The following is an 18543-nucleotide window of genomic DNA, read 5'->3' as shown; positions in this document are numbered from 1 at the left end:
GATATTTTGTAGTTATGTTTACATAATTTCATATCCAGACTGGCAAAATGGGAGAGAGTAGACTATTATTGAGTATTTTTACTGGCAAAATTAGGAGAAACATATGGCTGAAATTCCCACCGGCGGACAAATGCTCTGGAAACTAGAAGGGACTGATCGAGTCTTACATCTGCGGCATAATTCGTCGGAGGAGTGGCTACCGTATGAAGAGTTCCCGCAGTATGTTTTACCTGATCCTCCCGGGTTTTCTAAAGGGATTGCCACCTTTTTGGCATTGTTAAAAAAAGATTGGACTGCAATTAAATCTTGATGGGGACATTTTCGAGGCTAGCGCGAGTGGTGCGACGGGTGAGGGGGTGAAGAGTGTCTAGCTGTACTGGAGGTTGGCTCAGGAGGAGCGATCGCATTTCTTCACTCAGCCCCTGAACATAGCTAAAATCTGTACCAGCAATGCTTTCCAACTGCTCAAACTCCACACCAGTCAAATCTACTGCGCGCAAATCTGCTCCGGCTAAATTAGCTCCATTCAACCGCGCCCGACGCAGAGAAGCTCCCGTTAACCAAGCTGTTCTCAAGTCTGCTTGACTCAACCGCGCGCCTTGAAGATTTGCACCAGTCAGATCTGCTCCTCCCAAATATGCTCCTAACAAGCCTGCATTCTGCAAATCAGCAAATCGCAAGTTAGCTGTATTCAACTGAGCACCATTTAAATTAGCACCAGGGCCGATCGCCCCAGAAGATTTGTAAGCGAATCCTTCGGGAAAAATAGTCTGACTATCATACCTCGCTCCTGAAAGCTTGGCATCTGTTAACAACGCTCCTTGCAAATCTGCACCGCTCAAATCCGCGCGATACAAACAAGCGCCCTGTAAATTAGCATCCCGCAAAATAGCTTGGCTCAAATCTGCTCCCCGGAAATCAGCTTGACTCAAATCCGCTGCTCTCAAGTTGGCTTGGCACAGATTAGCTCGAATCAAAATAGCTCGATTCAACGAAGCTCCCTGCAAATCGAAACCGCTGAAGTTGAATTGGTATAAATCTTTCTGAGTTAGAGCCAGTCCTGCTTTGAGCACAGCCAAAACATCCTGGGGGGTCTTGTAAGTCTCCCTGCTAATCATGGGTGAGAATCATGAGAACATTTAGGGTATTGTACCGCGATGTATCTACAATCATGAGAGGTTTGGAGGATAATTTATGGCTTTTGTACCACCGATGACCATGAGGGAATTTTTCCGCAAGAGTGAAGGTGTATGGTTTACTCAGCGCACAGTGCATCACTTTGATACGGTAGCGGATCAGTCGGGAGAATCAAAACTTTATGTGGGCGCGATCGCTTTTGATGACCCCAGAGTGAAAGCAATCTGCGAACCCCAAGGTATTGATCCAGCAAGCGCCACCGGAGGTGCTAGCTTTATGTGGCAAGAACACGACAAAGACCAAGAACCCAATCCCGATCAAGCTGCTGTGTTAATTGATGTCCCTGATGATGATACAGGGCGATCGGGTAAATTGCTCCGCAACCAGGGCTATGTAGAAAAGATTCCCGTAGTTAGCCGCTACTGGTTTGGTCAAGATGGCATTTTAACAATTGACACCGAATATGAAAGCAACCAAGGACAAGAACGCTGCTGGTTCATGACCGATGACTTTCGCGTGCGCGTCAGCACAGTCAGGATGTTGAGTGGTGTATATTTAATGACTTATTGCTCAGAACGGCGCTACTTAACAGAAGCGAATTTAGCCGAAATGGTGCAACACAATTTATCTAGAGCTTCCTTAGGGGTTAGGGGTTAGGGGTTAGGGGTTAGGGGTTAGGGGTTAGGGGTTAGGGGTTAGAGGAAGATATTTTATCGTCCGTGTGTAGAATTTTAGATTATTAGCATTTAGTTTCATCCTTCATCCTTCCTTCAGTTGCTTGCGTTAAGGAACGTTACATTATTTAACTTATTTGAGACGAATTGTAGAGTAATCCCGTATTCTCAGATAGCAAGACAGATTAGTCGATAAAAGTCTATAAATATTTATGTACAAACGCTTTCTTGAGCATTTGGAACAATCGCTTTTGCAACGGTTTACGTTAGAGAGTCGCCCCATACCTTCAGGATTAGAGTATCAGGTGAGCGATCGCGGCCGAAACCCAGCGACAATTCAAAGCTGGTGCTATCAATGCGCTGAATTCCGCAAAATTCGCTACACATACATTGACGCAGGCCCAAGTGCTCAGATTCTCAATAGTGTGATTTATCCCAGTCACCACTATGACTTACCCTTACTCGGCATCGACTTTCTGTCTTTCGGTCAGGTGAAAAATCTGATTGTCATGGATTTCCAACCTTTATTTCAGGACGAAGCTTACCTGAAAAAATATATCCAGCCTTTACAAGGATTGCACGAGCAGTATCCAGATTTAGCGCAAGACCTGGAAATGAAATTTTATGACGCTAATCAGTACTTCTCTAAATATTTGTTGTTTGCTAAAACTGATGCCGAAACTGTAAAAACGCGGGTGTTTGAGGCATTCCAAGATTATTTAAATCTGTACTGGCAGATGTTAGCAATAGCTACACCCTTAAGTGACCAGTCAGATATTCAACGGATTGTCAAAGCCCAGAAAGACTACGACCAATACAGCGCCGACCGTGATCCAGCATCCGGTTTGTTCAGTAGCTATTTTGGTCATGAATGGTCAGAACGATTTTTGCATGAATTTTTGTTCGAGGATGCTGTACCTTTAGCGGCGCAAGCAGCCAAAAAATAATTGGCATTAAGAATTAGCACCAGCCCCAATGCACAAAACAAATTAAGTTTTTTCTAATTCATGCTCCATCGTTTCACAGGTGGGGTATTTTCATATTTCAGACTTCATCCTAGCCTGCGGCAAGCCGCTCCGCGTCTACAGACTTCATCCTAGCCTGCGGCAAGCCGCTCCGCGTCTACAGACTTCATCCCCCAATTAACTATGACTCTTTATCAACCATTTTTAGATTATGCGATCGCGCTTTTGCAAACACGTCTACAATTACAGCCTTACCCGATTCCCGCAGGTTTTGAGTCCAAGCAAGCAACCGTAGGTAAAGGTAAGCATCAAGAAGAAGTTTTGACAACTAGCTATGGTTATCAATCGCCAAAACTGCGGCAAATCAGAGCCGCCCATGTCCAGGGGGGTAAGTCTTTGCAAGTGTTAAATTTTGTGATCTTCCCACACCTGAACTATGACTTACCTTTCTTCGGAGCAGATTTAGTCACATTACCGGGTGGACACCTCATCGCCCTGGATATGCAACCGCTATTTCGGGATAACTCGGAATATCAACAGAAATATACTCAGCCGATATTGCCCATATTTCAAGAATATCAACAACATTTGCCCTGGGGGGGCGATTTTCCTGCAGAAGCTCAACCCTTTTTCTCTCCCGCCTTTCTCTGGACGCGACCCCAAGAAACAGAAGCGGTAGAAACCCATGTGTTTGCAGCTTTTAAAGCATATCTCCAAGCTTACCTAGATTTTGTCAGCCAAGCAGAACCCGTCACCGACCCCCACCGCCAAGCCGAGATTGAACAAGCTCAACTGCGCTATCTCCGTTACCGCGCAGAAAAAGACCCAGCGCGGGGAATGTTCACCCGTTTTTATGGTGCCGAATGGACAGAGGAATATATCCACGGCTTCTTGTTCGACTTAGAACGGAAATTAGCCGCAACCGTGTAAATGTTGGAGTGTGGGGAGTGTGGGGAGTGTGGGGAGTATGGGAGGTGTGGGGAGTGTGGGGAGTGTGGGGAGTATGGGAGGTGTGGGGAGTGTGGGGAGTATGGGAGGTGTGGGGAGTGTGGGGAGTGTGGGGAGTGTGGGAGGTGTGGGGAGTGTGGGGAGTGTGGGAGTGTTGAGGTTCAAAGGCTCACGCTTGAGGCTAAAAGGCTCACACTTGAGGTTCAAAGGCTGACGCTTGAGGCTAAAAGGCTGACGCTTGAGGCTAAAAGGCTCAAACTTCAGCCTCAAAGGCTCAAACTTTAGCCTCAAAGGCTCACACTTGAGGTTCAAAGGCTCAAACTTCAGCCTCAAAGGCTCACACTTGAGGTTTAAAGGCTCAAACTTCAGCCTCAAAGGCTCACGCTTCAGCCTCAAAGGCTCAAACTTTAATCCCCATCTCCCCATCTCCCCATCTCCCCATCTCCCCATCTCCCCATCTCCCCATCTCCCCACACCTCCCCATCTCCCCATCTCCCCATCTCCCCATCTCCCCATCTCCCCACACCTCCCACACCTCCCACACCTCCCCATCTCCAATGCAAAAAAATTTAGATTTGTAATATTTCTTTACTTTACTGTTCAGCTATTTTTTACTGCCCTGTCCAACCTCACAATCAGTCCCTAGGAAGACCGATACACAAGCTTTTGGGATATTTGGCTCGGTCTGTAGCGGGATGAAGTTTTCCGACAATTGTAAAAAGTCGTTGATAATTTGTAACAAATAACGATCCAACGACATAGTATAAACAAAATATAGAGACAAGACAGGTGTTACAAGTTTTGTCTGTCTGACGAGTCACTTCCTTAAGATAGTTAAGAACTGTGACAGTTTCCCGACCTTCCTCTCAGGGAAAATCAGGAAACACAAAACTCCAGGCGCTATTTTATGATTTCTCGGCTGTGCAGGCAGCAAAAATGCCTGAGCGAACCGAACTTTCTTTTGACCTAATTGTCCTTACGCAACTTAAAACATTAGGAAATCAAGTCACATGTTAGACGCATTTGCAAAAGTAGTTTCCCAAGCTGACGCCAGAGGCGAATATCTCAGTTCTTCTCAACTAGATGCCCTCAGCGCTATGGTTGCTGATGGTAACAAGCGTATGGATGTTGTGAACCGCATTACCAGCAACTCCTCAACAATTGTTGCCAATGCAGCTCGCTCCTTGTTTGCAGAACAACCCCAATTGATTGCTCCTGGTGGTAACGCTTACACCAGCCGTCGTATGGCTGCTTGTCTGCGCGATATGGAAATCATTTTGCGCTACATCACCTACGCAATCTTCGCTGGCGATGCTAGCATCCTTGATGATCGCTGCCTCAACGGTTTAAGAGAAACCTATTTAGCTTTAGGAACTCCCGGTTCTTCCGTAGCAGTTGGCGTGCAAAAAATGAAAGATGCAGCCATCTCCATTGCTAACGACACCAACGGTGTTACCAGAGGTGATTGCGGTAGCTTAATTGCTGAAGTAGCTGGCTATTTTGACAAAGCAGCTTCTGCGGTTGGATAACCAACGATTTAACCGATTGATTTGATCAGCCCTAGATAGCTGAAAAGATTGCTACAAGCTATTTCATAAAACAAGAATATTGGGAGAAACTCTGACATGAAAACCCCTCTAACCGAAGCAGTAGCTGCTGCTGATTCTCAAGGACGCTTTCTCAGCTCCACCGAAATTCAAACCGCCTTTGGTCGTTTCCGTCAAGCTAAAGCAAGCATAGAAGCAGCTAAAGCTTTAAGCGATAAAGCTTCCAGCTTGGCTTCTGGTGCAGCTAGTGCTGTGTACAGCAAATACCCTTACACCACCAGCACCTCAGGCCCTAACTTTGCTTCTACTCAAACCGGCAAAGACAAGTGCGTTCGTGACATCGGCTACTACCTCCGCATGGTTACATATTGCCTAGTTGTAGGTGGTACAGGCCCAATCGATGATTACCTCATCGGTGGTATTGCTGAAATCAACCGGACCTTTGATTTGTCTCCTAGCTGGTATGTAGAAGCTTTGAAATATATCAAAGCTAACCACGGTTTGAGTGGTGATCCTGCTGTTGAAGCTAACTCCTACCTCGACTATGCGATCAACGCATTAAGCTAGTAGGACGATTTTACCCGGAGAGGTAAGCAATGACTGACAAAGGTTAGTGATTGTTAATCTCTTCGGGTATTGTTGTTTTTAGCGAACAACAGGAGGACGAACAACCGTTTGTCTCTACATTCAGCAACGCCGAATTATTAATATATAGATTTATCAGTTTATTATTGTTGACAAAAAGTATTCGATTAGTTTCATATCTGCAAATTTTCTATGGAAAATGAGATTAGTATCCAAGACGATAACCATCTAACAGTAGAGCAGGCGATCGCTAATCTCCAAGGTGAAGATTTGGGATTGCGAGTTTACGCGGCTTGGTGGTTAGGGCGGTTTCGGATAGATGTGCCAGAAGCCGTGGATGTATTAATCACCGCCTTGACAGACGAAGACGATCGCACCAATGCTGGCGGTTATCCCCTGCGACGAAATGCAGCCAGAGCATTAGGTAAACTAGGAGAAAATCGGGCAGTACCAGCATTAATTCAAGCACTAGAATGCTCTGATTTCTATGTCAGAGAAGCTGCAGCCCAATCTTTAGAAATGCTCAAAGATACGTCCTGTGTAGCCAGGCTGATCGAGTTACTCAATAATCAAATTGCCGGCACTCTCAGAGCACCAGAACCACCATATCTTGCTCAACCCTTCGATGCAATTATCGAAGCATTGGGAAGCTTAGGAGCAACGGCTGCAATCCCTGTGATTCAACCATTTTTAGACCACTTCATCCCGCGAATTCAGTATGCAGCGGCGCGGGCGATGTATCAGCTAACCCCGGAAACGCAAAGAGCTAGTCAGTATGGCGATCGCTTAGTCAGAGCACTAGCTAACGACGATTTACAGTTAAGGCGAGCAGTATTGTCAGACTTAGGAGCAATCGGGTATTTACCAGCCGCCGAGGCGATCGCCCAAACCCTCGCAGAAAATAGCCTCAAACTCATTTCCCTCAAAGGTTTACTAGAAAAGCAATTACAACAAACCCCACCAGGCGACTTATCCCCAGGGGCAATCAAAGTCATGACATTGATGGACGAATTATTGTAGCAGTGAAACATTAAAATATCACTAAAATATAAGGTAGCAATCACACCTCCCCACCATGCCATGACCGATCACCTTTCCTCCCTCATCCGGGCTGTAGAAGAGGCAGATTCTTCTCTTCTTTTACAAGAAGCTGTCAAAAACCTCGCAGCAGCCGAATTAGAAGGAGCCATTCCTACCTTGATTGCCGCTTTGAGCTACAACAATCCAGGAGCTGCAGTAGCATCTGTGGAAGGGCTAATCAAAATTGGCGAACCCGCAGTTCCGGCTCTTTTGGAGCAATTAGATTTACATAACTATACCGCCAGAGCTTGGGCAATCCGCGCCCTAGCCGGTATCGGTGATCCAAGGGGGTTATTGACTCTATTGGGAGCAGCTACCGCAGATTTTGCCCTCAGCGTCCGTCGCGCAGCCGCTAGAGGATTAGGAATGATGAAGTGGCACTGGTTCCCAGATGATCTCTTGGAAATCGCCCAAGCTGAAGCGATGGATGCGCTGTTATTTGTGGCTCAACAGGATGAAGAGTGGGTGGTGCGCTATTCAGCCGTCGTGGGTTTAGAATCCCTGGCTGCTGCTGTGAGTGCTAAGTATCCAGAATGGCGATCGCAAATTCAGTCACAGTTTGAGCACATGGCTGTCGATGATGAAAGTTGGGCAGTGCGCGCCCGCGTTTGGATGGCCCAGCAGCAGCTACAAGCGCAAACAACCACCCTTGAGCCTCAAATCAGCGATCGCCTCTCGCCCCTATCTTCGATGGACTGGCAAAGAATTATGGAAGGTTTGTATGGGCGCAAAGACCAAGAGCGTTTGGTGTTTGCAGAAGGCGACCCCCGGCGCTATCGAGAATTGGTAGTAGCGATCGCTCCAGACACAGATAAATAAACTGGCATTGCATAAATCGGGACGAATTTATGCAACGCCAGAAAAGTTTGTCATGGAGTATTTGGTATTAATAATTTCTCCGCGTCCTTGTCCTTAGCTTCTAGAGTGGAGTAATGCTGGCAATTTTGCCATTGCGACGCTGGACTTGTTGAAAATAATTAGATAGTTCTTCGTAGGGGATAATCACTGCTTGGTTGACGCGGCGAACCTTGGGATAACCCGGTTGAGAAATACTGGCTACTTCCACACGATAAAGTCGCCCTTCACCGAAGGCTGACGAACCTTGAAACGTGGTGCTGGGGGTTTCTCCTCTGGGTGAAGGACGATAAGCAAAGCCACTGTTGCTACCTGCAGGAGCAATCACAGTTGAGACACTATTTTTTGCCAAATCAGTCCCCAAACGCGCCGATTGACCGAGAATTTGAGAGCGATCGCTATTGGCATAACCGCGATACAACTGAAAGAAATGGGGAAACCCAACGGTTTTTTGTCCGACTGTAGTTTTAAAGCCGCGATAATAAGGTACTATGTTATCCCCAAAACTTTGTTGATATTCGAGAGAATTAATATAAGAATCTATCTCGGCTTCATAACCTTGAGAATTATAGATATCTGCGTGGTAAGCAATTTCTGACTCATCGTAGGGCGCACGACCGAGTAAATGCTTATAATTCAGTTCAATAAAGCGGACTTGTGAGTTGGAATAAAAAAACTTTCGGCGATACAATTCTGATTGGGCGATCGCCCGCACAAAATCTTTGACTGTAATTTGCGACTGATGCAAGAGAGATTCTGCACTGGAGAGCCGCTCACTCGCAAACAAATACTCATTTCCTAAAACTTGGCGATATGCGCTCCAAATAACTAATTGTACTTCTTCTACTATTTTTACAAAGCGTAATTCAGTTTTTGCTTTATCTGTAAACGGCAGAATTCCCAATCGGCCTGCTGCTGTTAATGGGGCCATAATTTTATCTATTCCAGATTTTATGTAGGGGACGGAAATCAAGATAACTGGTGACGATATTTATTGGTTATCGTTACTATGGAAATGTCTGTAATTACAGCTAAAAAATTTTTTGCTATTAAGAAAAGCCTTGTATAGTAAGAGGAAAAATTATCCGCGTTGACAACACAAGTATTAAAGTCAGTGTAAATTGACTACTCACACATGATTAAGTCAAGGTTGAAAATTTTCCCAACTTACTACACAAATGCTTGACGCTTTTGCAAAATTGCAACTTTTTACGGTTGCAAACTTAACATTCAGTTTTTGTGAAACAGGATAACAAACTGCCAAAAATCATTCGGTAGTACTACACATCACGACTGTACAATTACCAAATTATTTTCCTACCCGTGTTACACAAAACTGAAAAGCTTGTGAAATAGGTACAACTTGTACTAGCTGAGAGCATTGATTACATAATCAATGTAGGAGTTAGCCTCAACAGCAGGATCACCAGTTAAACCATGATTGGCTTTGATATGTTTGAGAGCTTCAATGTACCAGCTAGGAGATAGTTCAAAGGTACGGTTGATTTCCGCCAAACCACCAATCAAATAATCATCGATTGGGCCAGTACCACCCACAACTAACCCGTAAGTGATGATCCGCAGATAATAGCCAATATCACGCACGCACTTTTCTTTCCCAACTTGAGTAGAAGCGTAGTTAGGGCCAGATGTGCTGGTGGTATAAGGAAACTTTTGATACACAGCACCAGCAGCACCTTCAGCAAGACTAGACGCTTTTCTAGAGAGTGTTTTTGCTGCTTCTAAGCTGACGGATGCTTGACGGAAGCGACCAAATGCAACTTGGATTTCGGTGCTACCTAAAAAACGACCTTGGGAATCAGCAGCTACAACCGCTTCAGTTAACGGAGTTTTAGTCATGGAAGAATTCTCCTAATTTCTTTGACAAAAAATTGGTTGTATAGACTTCTGGCAAAAGCACAAATGCAAGAGGTCTAAGAGAATGTGTGATAATGCTTTAAGCAACCGCTGCTGCTGCGCGATCAAAATAAGATGCAACTTCGGCTATGAGAGCGTTACAATCACCGCGAGTAATACCGTTGGGGTCATTAGCAATGGCGATGGAAGCTTCTTTCAGCTTGAGAATACCAACCGCAACGGAAGGGCCAGGAGTACCCAAAGCTAGATATGTTTCTCGCAATCCATTGAGCGCACGGTCATCGAGAACACTAGCATCACCCGCAAAAATCGCGTAGGTAACATAGCGCAGAATAATTTCTAAATCTCGCACACAAGCAGCAGCACGACGGCTTGTGTAAGCGTTTCCACCAGGAGAAATTAGTTGAGGTTGTTCAGCGAATAAGGAACGAGCTGCGTTAGCCACAATTGCAGATGCATTGCTAGAAATCCGGTTAACAACATCGACGCGCTTGTTACCTTCTCTCACTAAATTGAGTAGAGCATCTAATTGATTATCACTGAGGTATTCTCCTCGTGCGTCAGCTTGGGATACAACTTTGGAAAAAGCGTCCTGAACCATAGTTTGAATTTCCTAAATTTTGATGAATTGGGAATTATTGATGAGGGTTTTATTGAGGAATTGAAAACTTCAGTTTGCAGCTTTTTTCAGCAGATAATCGTGTCTAGAAAAGCCTAAATCTGATTTTTCAGACGGTCATGTTAATGGAAAAATGACCAGACTTTGACGTTGAGAAAAGGCTTGTTAATTAATAACAACAGCCATGAAAACTCAACTTCTAGAGATTCATTTACTTTGTTTTACTTCCTACCCTTACAACTTATGTACCCAGTATAAAGGGCTCAAATAGTTTTTTTGCTAAGAAATGTTGAGAAAATATTTTATGTTGATTAAGCCTGAGTTATTATTATTTTATTTAAGAAATTGTGGTGATATTTAATTAGCATTTTGAATATAATTGTTAGTATTTTTATTCTCTGTAAGCCTTGCTGTTAAATAATTTGAAGCAAAATAGTCATTTTTTATAATCAAACAAATAAAATAAAAATATTTTTATTGTGAGTTTCATCTAATTACATATATCTCGATATTTGCAGATGAAACAACATTTTTAGTTATAAAATGTGGTGATGAGCACTAAAAAAAAGAATTTGTAATTACATTTTTTCGAGAATGCTTTACAAATTGTCATAAAATTATCAGAAGTTGATACAAGGCTTTTTGTCAAGTCTGGAGAAGATATGGAAATCCTCCCTATTTGTGGGAGTTTATAGAGTCTGATTCCAGGAATGACGGCGAATCTACAAGCCTCTAGAATTGTCTCTAGTTGCTGCAACTAGTATTAAATGGGTATATTTCATCCACACGCCAACTGCTATAACAAGGAAGGCAAATAAAAGGTATGCAAACTCATACCGCCCAACAAGCATTTGAGTATTATGCTCAGGGATGGGCGACGGCAAACTTTCAGCTATTTATGGAGATGCTGACAGATGATGTGGTGTTCTGGCTACCGGTGGGCAAACAGCGAAACAAAACTTTTGAATATGAGGGTAAACAGCAGATTATGGCTAGATTACAGGCGCGGAGTTCACGTGGCGATCGCCTGGTCTTGAGTTCCCCCGACCAAGTGACCAGCAATGCAGTCACCGTCACATTTGAGTTTACCAGCCAAGGAACTGTTCGTAACCAGCCTTTTCAAGGTCGCAACCTCATTTCCTTCGATATCAAAGACGATAAAATTTCTGGAATTCGAGAGTATTTTGGTGACATTGATTGAAAGAATTACTTGCTCTGAGTGCAGTCAAGGCGAAAGACTCAGAAAAAACCATACCCCATGCCCCATACTATAGAAAAGGTTTGTGCGTTGGTGACTGGATCTGAGAAAATCGAACATAGTCTTTTAAAAATCTCATTTACAAATATGAGTGATACTCCAGAACTCACCTCCAGCGAGCAAACTACCCCTGAAGAACTGACAGAGATGATTGCTGAGTTAGAAAAATATCGGGAACGCTTAGTTAACGATACTTTGTCAATGGCACAGCGCGCTAAAATCATGAAAGCACAAGCACTGGCTAGCCTAGAACCGCAGCTCATGCAGATTGACGGTACTCTAGAAGCACTCCGTCAGCAGCAGTCCACCCTGACAGGTGGTAACTAAATTATTTAACAACAACGGCGATAGGAAATTTGTGATGAGTCACTCTCTCAACTCCGAAACTCCAGCAGTGGATGATCCAATACTGCAAATTCAAGCTGAAAATGATGATTTGGTGCAGAGGGTGAACGAGCAGATTACCCTAGAAACCTTCGACAACACAGATGAAAAAACCCTCAAACAATTGGTGGAAGGGTTGGGAGATCCACGGGGATTGGTGCGCTTGCGGTTCGCTGAAACTTTGGGCGAAATTGGTGAAGCCGCAACGCCATTCCTTGTCGAGGCGCTAGCAAATCATTCTAATGTAGTTGTGCGGCGAGCGGCGGCGAAAACACTGACAATTATCTCTGATGCTAGAGCAGTACCAGACTTGCTTCATGCTTTTCTCAATGATGAAGATACTGTAGTCAGAAGTTCATCTGCTGGTGCGTTGGCGAGAACTGGAGAAGCAGCGGTACCAGCTTTGCTGGAAATTTTGGCATCAAATGAGCATCCTGAAGATATTAAAGGTCACGCAGCTTGGGCGCTGGCGTTTATTGGTTCGGAAGCCGCAGACTATTTATACAAAGCTTTGAATGCTGCTTCTTTGGATGTGAGATGTGCTGTGATTGGCGCTCTTGGTCATGTGGCGCAAGAGCAATCTGATGAAAAGTCTTGTAACTTGCTGGTTGCGGCTTTAACTGATCCAGAAGCGCTAATTCGCACAGAAGCAGCAGCCGCATTGGGACAGGTGAACTATCCACCATCCGTACCCCATTTAATTCTGGCGATTCAAGATGCTGATTTAGACGTGAGGAAAGCGGCGATCAATTCCTTGGGGAAAACTGGCGATCGCTCTGCATTGACACCGTTACAAGCAGTGCTGAATGACCAACAAGAAGTAGTGCGAATTTTAGCTAAATTAGCGATCGCCCAAATTGAACGCCAGTCTGAAAGTGATGATTGGTAACATCAAAGTTCACTCGTCCTACATCTAGCGATCGCCTACATTCAGGACGTACCTAACTACTCAATGCCTTAATAAACCTTTGTAAACTCTTGAATACACTAGGTTTTTTGGCGGGTGCTGTGTCTGTTCCGGTTGGCGATTGTCCTTGTGCAAGGATTAAATCCAACTCATCTCCTGAAGGTCTTTTAGGTAATTCAGCAATTTTTTGATACTCGTCGTTACTTTCTACCCAAACTTCCCACAAGCCAGGATAACAGCGGAACACAGCAGTTTGGTCATCTACTGGGCGTAAGTAATAGCAGCTTTCAATGGTATTAATAAAACGCTGACGAACTTGTCTAGCTGCGTAACCAATTCCCACAACCCCGGAATCTTCTAGACGGGGATTGAGAAAAATTGCGGGGCGATCGCCGATTTCTGCACAAAGCTTTTCTAGCTGAGATACCTCAACAGCCGTGGGGGCGATAAATAAGAAAATTTCCTCTTCTGGCTGGATTTTCGCCCCGACAGTAGTCGCTCTCCCTGTACCGACATCGGAAATGGTAAATGGTACGTCCCAATCGCGCCTAGCTAAAGCCGCAGCTCCCGCATCAGCAAAGAACACCTTGAGGCGGGATTCATAATCTGCAAACAGGGGTATATATTGTTCTGCAACGGAGATGGGTTTGAGTTCGGGGAACAAAAATTCAACCTGTAAGCGTGTGTAGCCATCTGCTAAAGCAGCTTGGGTAGCGGTGCGAGATTGAGCGATCGCCTCTTCAAGATTTTTAGGAAGTTCAGCCATAGTTTGTATCGTGCTTGAGATTCTATTTCCATTGTTTCAGTATTGGCTCTGATTTTCAGCAGTTGTTATTCAACCCAATTTTCTAATGAGAGCATAGGAATACGAGAAAATTCTCGGACATTATTAGTAACAAGTATCATGCCCAAGCTCAGTGCCTGAGCAGCAATTAGCATATCCATCGCGCCAATTATCAATCCTTTTTTTTCTAGATCGCTTCTGATACTACCGTAAATTGTCGCAGATACTTGATTGAATTCCACAACTTCAAGGGTTAGTATAAATTGCTCTAAAGCGGCGCGGTTCTTCTCTTTTTGTTGGCTTTTTGCGACTCCGTATTCGAGTTCGGCAACAGTAATAGCAGAAATACCGACATCAGAGATAGTCAATGTTTTAAATTTATCTAACACTTTTTGAGGTTTTTGCTTGATGAGATAAATACAGATGTTGGTATCAAGCAGATATTGCATTTAAAAGTTCTCTCTGGTGTCTGCAATTGGCTGATCTCTGGTAGTCATGAAATCGTCGGAGAAATTGTCCAGACTATCAATAAGCGATTGCCAGGGGTTATCTTTGGCAATGAGAACAATGGCGTTACCAACTTTTTTAATATAAACTTCATTCCCAGTAAGTTGAAAATCTTCTGGTAAAATGACGATCTGGCGAGTACCTTCAGTAGCGAGTTTGGCGATGTTCATGATTTCGAGATTCTCAAGGAAATAATTAAAATAGCAGGCAGTGACGGTTGGAAATTCTCCCAAAAAACCAAATCTAAAATTAGATCAACCGCTGCAAAACTTGCTTCAACACCATCGCTACCCAGTCAACATCAGCAGCGGTGGTGTCGCGCCCCAGAGTTAGGCGAATTCCCCCCAAGGCGGCTTTCTCAGCATAGCCCATAGCTAAAAGTATGGGACTGGGACTAAGTTTACCACTATGACAAGCAGAGCCGGCGCTGATACCGATACCTGCTAGGTTCATTTGTCGCACGAGAGTTTTACCGCTGAGTTTCTCACCATCGGCGGATTCTAAGCACAGACTGACGTGGTGGGGTAGACGGTGTTCTAAATCGCCTGTGGGAATTAAACCGGGAATATCGGCTAAGTGCGTGAATAAGCGATCGCGTAACTTTATTAACCGGGGTGTTTCCTGCGCTAGTTCTTGGGCTGCTAATGCTGCTGCGACGCCAAATGCAGCAATTATCGGTGTGGCTTGGGTACCAGAACGTAACCCCATTTCTTGTCCACCACCACCCAATAAAGGTAACAACTCTACACCAGGACGCACATATAGCGCGCCTGCACCTTGCAGACCATATAATTTATGACTAGATAGACTCAGTAAATCTACAGGTAATACTTGCACATCAATTGGTAATCTGCCTGCAGCTTGTACTGCATCTGTATGAAACAAAACCCCATGTGTGCGGGCAATATTTCCTAACTCAGCGATCGGTTGGACTGTACCAATTTCACTCTGACCGTAAATTACGGAAACTAATACTGTATTATCTTGCAATGCAGCTTTTAAATCGAGGGAGTTGACCCTACCTTTGACATCCACACCCAAGCGGGTCACTTCCCAACCCCACCTTTCCAACAACCGCACTGGTTCCGCAATTGCTGAGTGTTCAATACTAGAAATAATCATGTGTTGGGGTGCAGTATACCACCTCGCCACACCCATAATCGCTAGATTATCTGCTTCCGTACCACCAGAAGTAAAAATAATTGATTCAGGAACTGGGGCGTTAATTAATCCCGCTACTTGTGTTCTAGCTTGTTCGACAATTGTTGCAGCTCGGTTTCCCCATTCATGCACACTAGAAGGATTACCCCATTGTTGAGTTAAGACTGTTTGCATAGCGGCGATCGCTTCTGGGCGCGGGGGAGTGGTAGCACTGTAATCTAAATATATTTGCATACAATCAATCTTGGTAATAACCCAACCTGTTAATAAGCTGCTGATATTTTTGCTGACAAAATTTGCGTAGTTTCACATTTATGATGCACCCATCTATAGGGGTTATTCGGGGAACTATAAATGTGTTCACTCTGAATTTATTTGTAGCAGATTCCCGTGCAACTTACTCCTATCTATAAGTATTTTTTTTATATCTTTGTACTGATATTTCCCCTCAGCGCATGTCAAGTGGTTAAATCTGATCATCGCCGTTCGGTAAATTTACCACAAGACCCGTTTATTCAAGTTAAATTTAACCATACTGCATCTGTCGAATTTTCTGAACCTTATCGTCAACAAATTCGTCAGGGAGACAATTTAGAACAGTCAATTATTGATGCTATTTATTCAGCTAAATCAACAATTGATATAGCCGTGCAAGAATTACGTTTACCGGGAATTGCTCAAGCGATCGCCGCTAAACACAAAGCCGGAGTAAAAATAAGAATCATTTTAGAAAATTCCTATAGTCGCCCTTGGAGTAGTTTTTCTCCTCAGGAAATAAGTAAACTACAGCCGAGGGAACGGGAGCGTTATCAGGATTTTTTTAAATTTGTAGATATTAATAAAGATAATCAAATTAGTCAAGAGGAAATTCATCAAAAAGATGCTTTAGCTATTATCCAACAAGCGAAAGTACCTTGGTTAGATGATACTGCAGATGGCTCAGATGGTAGTAGTTTAATGCATCATAAATTTGTAGTTGTCGATAATAGATTTGTAATTATTACGTCGGCAAATTTCACATTTAGTGATATTTTTGGCGATTTTAACAATTATAGTAGCTTAGGTAATGCCAATAATTTATTACAAATTGACAGTCCAGAATTAGCATCTTTATTCACAGAAGAATTTAATATTATGTGGGGTGATGGCCCTAAAGGAAAGCCCGATAGTCGATTTGGTGTGAAAAAACCGCTGCGTTTACCCAAAACCATTACTTTAGGCGACAACTTAATCACTATTCAGTTTTCGCCGACATCTCCAACTCAACCGTGGACTAAAAGCAGTAATGGCTTAATTGGTAAAACTTTAGAGTCTAGTACCAAATCTATTGATATGGCATTATTTGTATTTTCTGAGCAACGACTTGCTAATATTTTAGAAAATCGGCATCAACAAAATGTAGTAATTCGGGCTTTAATTGAGCCACAATTTGCCTATCGTCATTATAGCGAAGCTTTGGATATGATGGGGGTGGCTTTGAGCGATAAATGTCAACACGAAGTAGATAATCAGCCTTGGCAAAATCCGATTACTACGGTGGGTGTACCTACCTTACCCAAAGGCGATTTACTACATCATAAATTTGCTGTCATTGATCAAGAAACAGTTATCACCGGGTCACATAATTGGTCAGATGCAGCCAATTTAGGTAATGATGAGACAGCGATAGTTATTAAAAATCCTGTAGTAGCCGCTCATTATGTACGCGAGTTTGCTCGGCTTTATTCTACCGTGAAATTAGGCTTACCACCAAAGATAGAAAGTAAAATTACAACAAAAAAAGAACAGTGTCCCCAGATAAAAAATCCTACAAAGTATGATAATCAAATAATTAAACCGCTAAATATTAACACAGCAACACTAGCAGAATTAGAAACACTTCCCGGAGTAGGAAAAAAGTTAGCGCGAAAGATAATTCTTATCCGTCAGCAGCAAAAATTTACATCTCTACAAGATTTAGAACGAGTTCCTGGAGTGAGTGCGAAAATGACTACCAAATGGATAGATTACTTAGTCTGGTAGTATTATAGTTGGTGCTGCCATAGATATTGATGATGAATATACCCCTGAATCAACTGTTGAAATGGTTAATTTTAACGCTGCTGTTTCCAGCAATTTTTCTCAACGGCTGGCTAGTATTTAAACTGTTTCACTATTTCCAACCTTTGGTAACAATTCTGGTTTTAGCAGCTTTATTCGCATTTATTTTAAACTACCCTGTCTCCGGTTTAGAAAAGCGCGGATTTAAACGTAATTATGCAGTAGCATTAGTTTTCATCTTCAGTCTGGTGGTTTTGTTGGCTTTGGGTATTGTTGTTTTGCCAATTATTCTCGAGCAATTTCAGGAAATGGCTAAACTGCTACCCCAGTGGATTGATTCTAGCGTCAAAGAAATACATATTTTTAATAATTGGGCGTCAAATTACGGATTAAAAGTCAATTTTGGGGAAATATTCACACAAATCACCAATCGCTTACCTAATGAATTTGAATATTTTTCAGATAAAATTTTCAGCGTAGTTATCGATACAATCGACAGCATTTCTGAAGGATTAGTTACTGTAGTATTAACTTTTTATTTATTATTAGATGGGGCAAAAATTTGGGAATTAATATCGCAAAAGCTACCATGGCGCTTGAGTCTACAAGTAAGCAAATCTATTCAGCAAAATTTTCAAAATTATTTAATTGGTCAAGTTAGTTTGGCTTTACTGATGGGAGTTTCACAAACATTGATGTTTTTAGCCTTCCAAGTTCATTTCGCTTTACTCTTTGGTTTAGGTGTAGGGCTTTTGAGCTTAATTCCTTTTGGTGATGTTATTAGCTTGATAGTTATTATTTTCATCCTCGCTACCCATGACTTTTGGTTAGCTGTGAAGATTTTCGTAGCAGCGGTGATTATTGACCAATTAATCGATCAAGCGATCGCTCCCCGGATTTTAGGTAAAATTACAGGCATTAGACCTATATGGGTAATCATTTCTCTGTTAATCGGAACCTACATCGGTGGATTACTAGGGTTGCTAATTGCTGTACCCATAGCTGGTGTGATTAAAGATGCGGTCGAGGGTTTTGCTGCTGTTGCTGAATATCCTGATACCGTCGTCGCACAAGAAGTCACACAATTGTTAGCCGAAGAGTAACTCAGACAAAAAAACACCCCAGTATTTCTACTAGGGTGGAAAATATAGAGTGCCATTTCACTTCATGTTTGTTAGTAGCTATCCTCTCCTGTATTCCTACGTGAGGTAGAA

General features: G+C 43.2%; 22 protein-coding genes. 13 read left to right on the top strand and 9 right to left on the bottom strand.

Annotated features, from left to right (window positions below):
• The first annotated feature begins 103 nt into the window (after nucleotides 1–103).
• On the top strand, nucleotides 104–310 hold the full coding sequence (locus tag MIC7126_RS0111630) for a hypothetical protein (RefSeq protein WP_017653319.1): 207 nt from the start codon (nucleotides 104–106) through the stop codon (nucleotides 308–310).
• On the opposite strand, the gene MIC7126_RS0111625 is transcribed toward MIC7126_RS0111630, so the two are convergent.
• Nucleotides 300–1118 carry a pentapeptide repeat-containing protein gene (locus MIC7126_RS0111625; RefSeq protein WP_017653318.1) on the bottom strand — a complete coding sequence of 273 codons (819 nt, stop codon included), beginning with the start codon at nucleotides 1116–1118 and terminating at the stop codon, nucleotides 300–302. The two genes, MIC7126_RS0111630 and MIC7126_RS0111625, sit on opposite strands and share 11 nt — an antisense overlap.
• Nucleotides 1119–1194: 76 nt before the next feature.
• On the opposite strand from MIC7126_RS0111625, the gene MIC7126_RS0111620 reads away from it, so the two are divergent.
• The 3 genes from MIC7126_RS0111620 (at nucleotide 1195) to MIC7126_RS0111610 (ending at nucleotide 3706) form a co-directional block, all read left to right on the top strand.
• Entirely contained in the window at nucleotides 1195–1794 is a 600-nt protein-coding gene (locus tag MIC7126_RS0111620; protein ID WP_017653317.1) for a phycobiliprotein lyase, read from the top strand.
• Nucleotides 1795–2023: 229 nt separating this feature from the next.
• On the top strand, nucleotides 2024–2758 hold the full coding sequence (locus MIC7126_RS0111615) for a 15,16-dihydrobiliverdin:ferredoxin oxidoreductase (protein ID WP_017653316.1): 735 nt from the start codon (nucleotides 2024–2026) through the stop codon (nucleotides 2756–2758).
• Between the two features lie 201 nt (nucleotides 2759–2959).
• Nucleotides 2960–3706 (top strand): phycoerythrobilin:ferredoxin oxidoreductase, encoded by a 747-nt coding sequence (locus MIC7126_RS0111610; RefSeq protein ID WP_017653315.1) that lies wholly within the window; start codon nucleotides 2960–2962, stop codon nucleotides 3704–3706.
• On the opposite strand, the gene MIC7126_RS32435 is transcribed toward MIC7126_RS0111610, so the two are convergent.
• Nucleotides 3689–4216 carry a hypothetical protein gene (locus tag MIC7126_RS32435; RefSeq protein ID WP_420795555.1) on the bottom strand — a complete coding sequence of 176 codons (528 nt, stop codon included), beginning with the start codon at nucleotides 4214–4216 and terminating at the stop codon, nucleotides 3689–3691. The two genes, MIC7126_RS0111610 and MIC7126_RS32435, sit on opposite strands and share 18 nt — an antisense overlap.
• Before the next feature lie 518 nt (nucleotides 4217–4734).
• Between MIC7126_RS32435 and MIC7126_RS0111595 the strand changes: the two genes are divergently transcribed.
• The 4 genes from MIC7126_RS0111595 to MIC7126_RS0111580 all read left to right on the top strand — a co-directional run bounded on the left by MIC7126_RS0111595 (nucleotide 4735) and on the right by MIC7126_RS0111580 (nucleotide 7755).
• On the top strand, nucleotides 4735–5253 hold the full coding sequence (locus MIC7126_RS0111595; RefSeq protein WP_017653312.1) for a phycocyanin subunit beta: 519 nt from the start codon (nucleotides 4735–4737) through the stop codon (nucleotides 5251–5253).
• A gap of 96 nt (nucleotides 5254–5349) precedes the next feature.
• On the top strand, nucleotides 5350–5838 hold the full coding sequence (gene cpcA, locus MIC7126_RS0111590) for a phycocyanin subunit alpha (protein ID WP_017653311.1): 489 nt from the start codon (nucleotides 5350–5352) through the stop codon (nucleotides 5836–5838).
• A gap of 210 nt (nucleotides 5839–6048) precedes the next feature.
• Complete coding sequence (locus MIC7126_RS0111585) at nucleotides 6049–6876, top strand: HEAT repeat domain-containing protein (RefSeq protein WP_017653310.1); 828 nt, start codon at nucleotides 6049–6051, stop codon at nucleotides 6874–6876.
• Nucleotides 6877–6936: 60 nt separating this feature from the next.
• Nucleotides 6937–7755, top strand: a complete 819-nt coding sequence (locus tag MIC7126_RS0111580) for a HEAT repeat domain-containing protein (RefSeq protein ID WP_017653309.1) — start codon at nucleotides 6937–6939, stop codon at nucleotides 7753–7755.
• A 100-nt stretch (nucleotides 7756–7855) separates the two neighbouring features.
• Here MIC7126_RS0111580 and MIC7126_RS0111575 read toward each other — a convergent pair whose 3' ends face one another.
• From MIC7126_RS0111575 to MIC7126_RS0111565, 3 genes are all read right to left on the bottom strand, one after another.
• Nucleotides 7856–8722 (bottom strand): phycobilisome linker polypeptide, encoded by an 867-nt coding sequence (locus tag MIC7126_RS0111575; RefSeq protein ID WP_017653308.1) that lies wholly within the window; start codon nucleotides 8720–8722, stop codon nucleotides 7856–7858.
• Between the two features lie 437 nt (nucleotides 8723–9159).
• On the bottom strand, nucleotides 9160–9651 hold the full coding sequence (gene cpcA / locus MIC7126_RS0111570; protein ID WP_017653307.1) for a phycocyanin subunit alpha: 492 nt from the start codon (nucleotides 9649–9651) through the stop codon (nucleotides 9160–9162).
• 97 nt (nucleotides 9652–9748) lie between these two features.
• Complete coding sequence (locus MIC7126_RS0111565) at nucleotides 9749–10270, bottom strand: phycocyanin subunit beta (protein WP_017653306.1); 522 nt, start codon at nucleotides 10268–10270, stop codon at nucleotides 9749–9751.
• Nucleotides 10271–11111: 841 nt separating this feature from the next.
• On the opposite strand from MIC7126_RS0111565, the gene MIC7126_RS0111560 reads away from it, so the two are divergent.
• From MIC7126_RS0111560 to MIC7126_RS0111550, 3 genes are all read left to right on the top strand, one after another.
• Entirely contained in the window at nucleotides 11112–11489 is a 378-nt protein-coding gene (locus tag MIC7126_RS0111560; RefSeq protein WP_017653305.1) for a nuclear transport factor 2 family protein, read from the top strand.
• Nucleotides 11490–11633: 144 nt separating this feature from the next.
• Nucleotides 11634–11873 (top strand): hypothetical protein, encoded by a 240-nt coding sequence (locus MIC7126_RS0111555; protein ID WP_026100191.1) that lies wholly within the window; start codon nucleotides 11634–11636, stop codon nucleotides 11871–11873.
• Nucleotides 11874–11907: 34 nt separating this feature from the next.
• A complete protein-coding gene (locus tag MIC7126_RS0111550) occupies nucleotides 11908–12819 on the top strand; it encodes a HEAT repeat domain-containing protein (RefSeq protein ID WP_017653303.1) in 912 nt (303 codons plus the stop codon).
• A gap of 52 nt (nucleotides 12820–12871) precedes the next feature.
• Here MIC7126_RS0111550 and MIC7126_RS0111545 read toward each other — a convergent pair whose 3' ends face one another.
• The 4 genes from MIC7126_RS0111545 to MIC7126_RS0111530 all read right to left on the bottom strand — a co-directional run bounded on the left by MIC7126_RS0111545 (nucleotide 12872) and on the right by MIC7126_RS0111530 (nucleotide 15523).
• Nucleotides 12872–13603 (bottom strand): DUF1995 family protein, encoded by a 732-nt coding sequence (locus MIC7126_RS0111545; RefSeq protein ID WP_017653302.1) that lies wholly within the window; start codon nucleotides 13601–13603, stop codon nucleotides 12872–12874.
• Nucleotides 13604–13668: 65 nt separating this feature from the next.
• The gene (gene vapC / locus MIC7126_RS0111540) at nucleotides 13669–14070 is read right to left on the bottom strand and encodes a type II toxin-antitoxin system tRNA(fMet)-specific endonuclease VapC (RefSeq protein ID WP_017653301.1); all 402 of its coding nucleotides are present in this window, start codon (nucleotides 14068–14070) and stop codon (nucleotides 13669–13671) included.
• Nucleotides 14071–14298, bottom strand: a complete 228-nt coding sequence (locus tag MIC7126_RS0111535; protein WP_017653300.1) for an antitoxin — start codon at nucleotides 14296–14298, stop codon at nucleotides 14071–14073. It abuts the gene before it with no gap.
• Between the two features lie 79 nt (nucleotides 14299–14377).
• Nucleotides 14378–15523, bottom strand: a complete 1146-nt coding sequence (locus tag MIC7126_RS0111530) for a cysteine desulfurase family protein (protein ID WP_017653299.1) — start codon at nucleotides 15521–15523, stop codon at nucleotides 14378–14380.
• A gap of 156 nt (nucleotides 15524–15679) precedes the next feature.
• Here MIC7126_RS0111530 and MIC7126_RS0111525 point away from each other — a divergent pair, with 156 nt between their 5' ends.
• Both MIC7126_RS0111525 and MIC7126_RS0111520 read left to right on the top strand, forming a co-directional pair.
• The gene (locus MIC7126_RS0111525) at nucleotides 15680–17311 is read left to right on the top strand and encodes a DUF655 domain-containing protein (RefSeq protein ID WP_017653298.1); all 1632 of its coding nucleotides are present in this window, start codon (nucleotides 15680–15682) and stop codon (nucleotides 17309–17311) included.
• A 32-nt stretch (nucleotides 17312–17343) separates the two neighbouring features.
• Complete coding sequence (locus MIC7126_RS0111520) at nucleotides 17344–18432, top strand: AI-2E family transporter (RefSeq protein ID WP_017653297.1); 1089 nt, start codon at nucleotides 17344–17346, stop codon at nucleotides 18430–18432.
• Nucleotides 18433–18543 lie beyond the last annotated feature (111 nt).

It is taken from the genome of Fortiea contorta PCC 7126, assembly GCF_000332295.1.
Lineage (GTDB): Bacteria > Cyanobacteriota > Cyanobacteriia > Cyanobacteriales > Nostocaceae > Fortiea > Fortiea contorta.
This window is presented reverse-complemented; position numbering and strand designations above follow the sequence as displayed.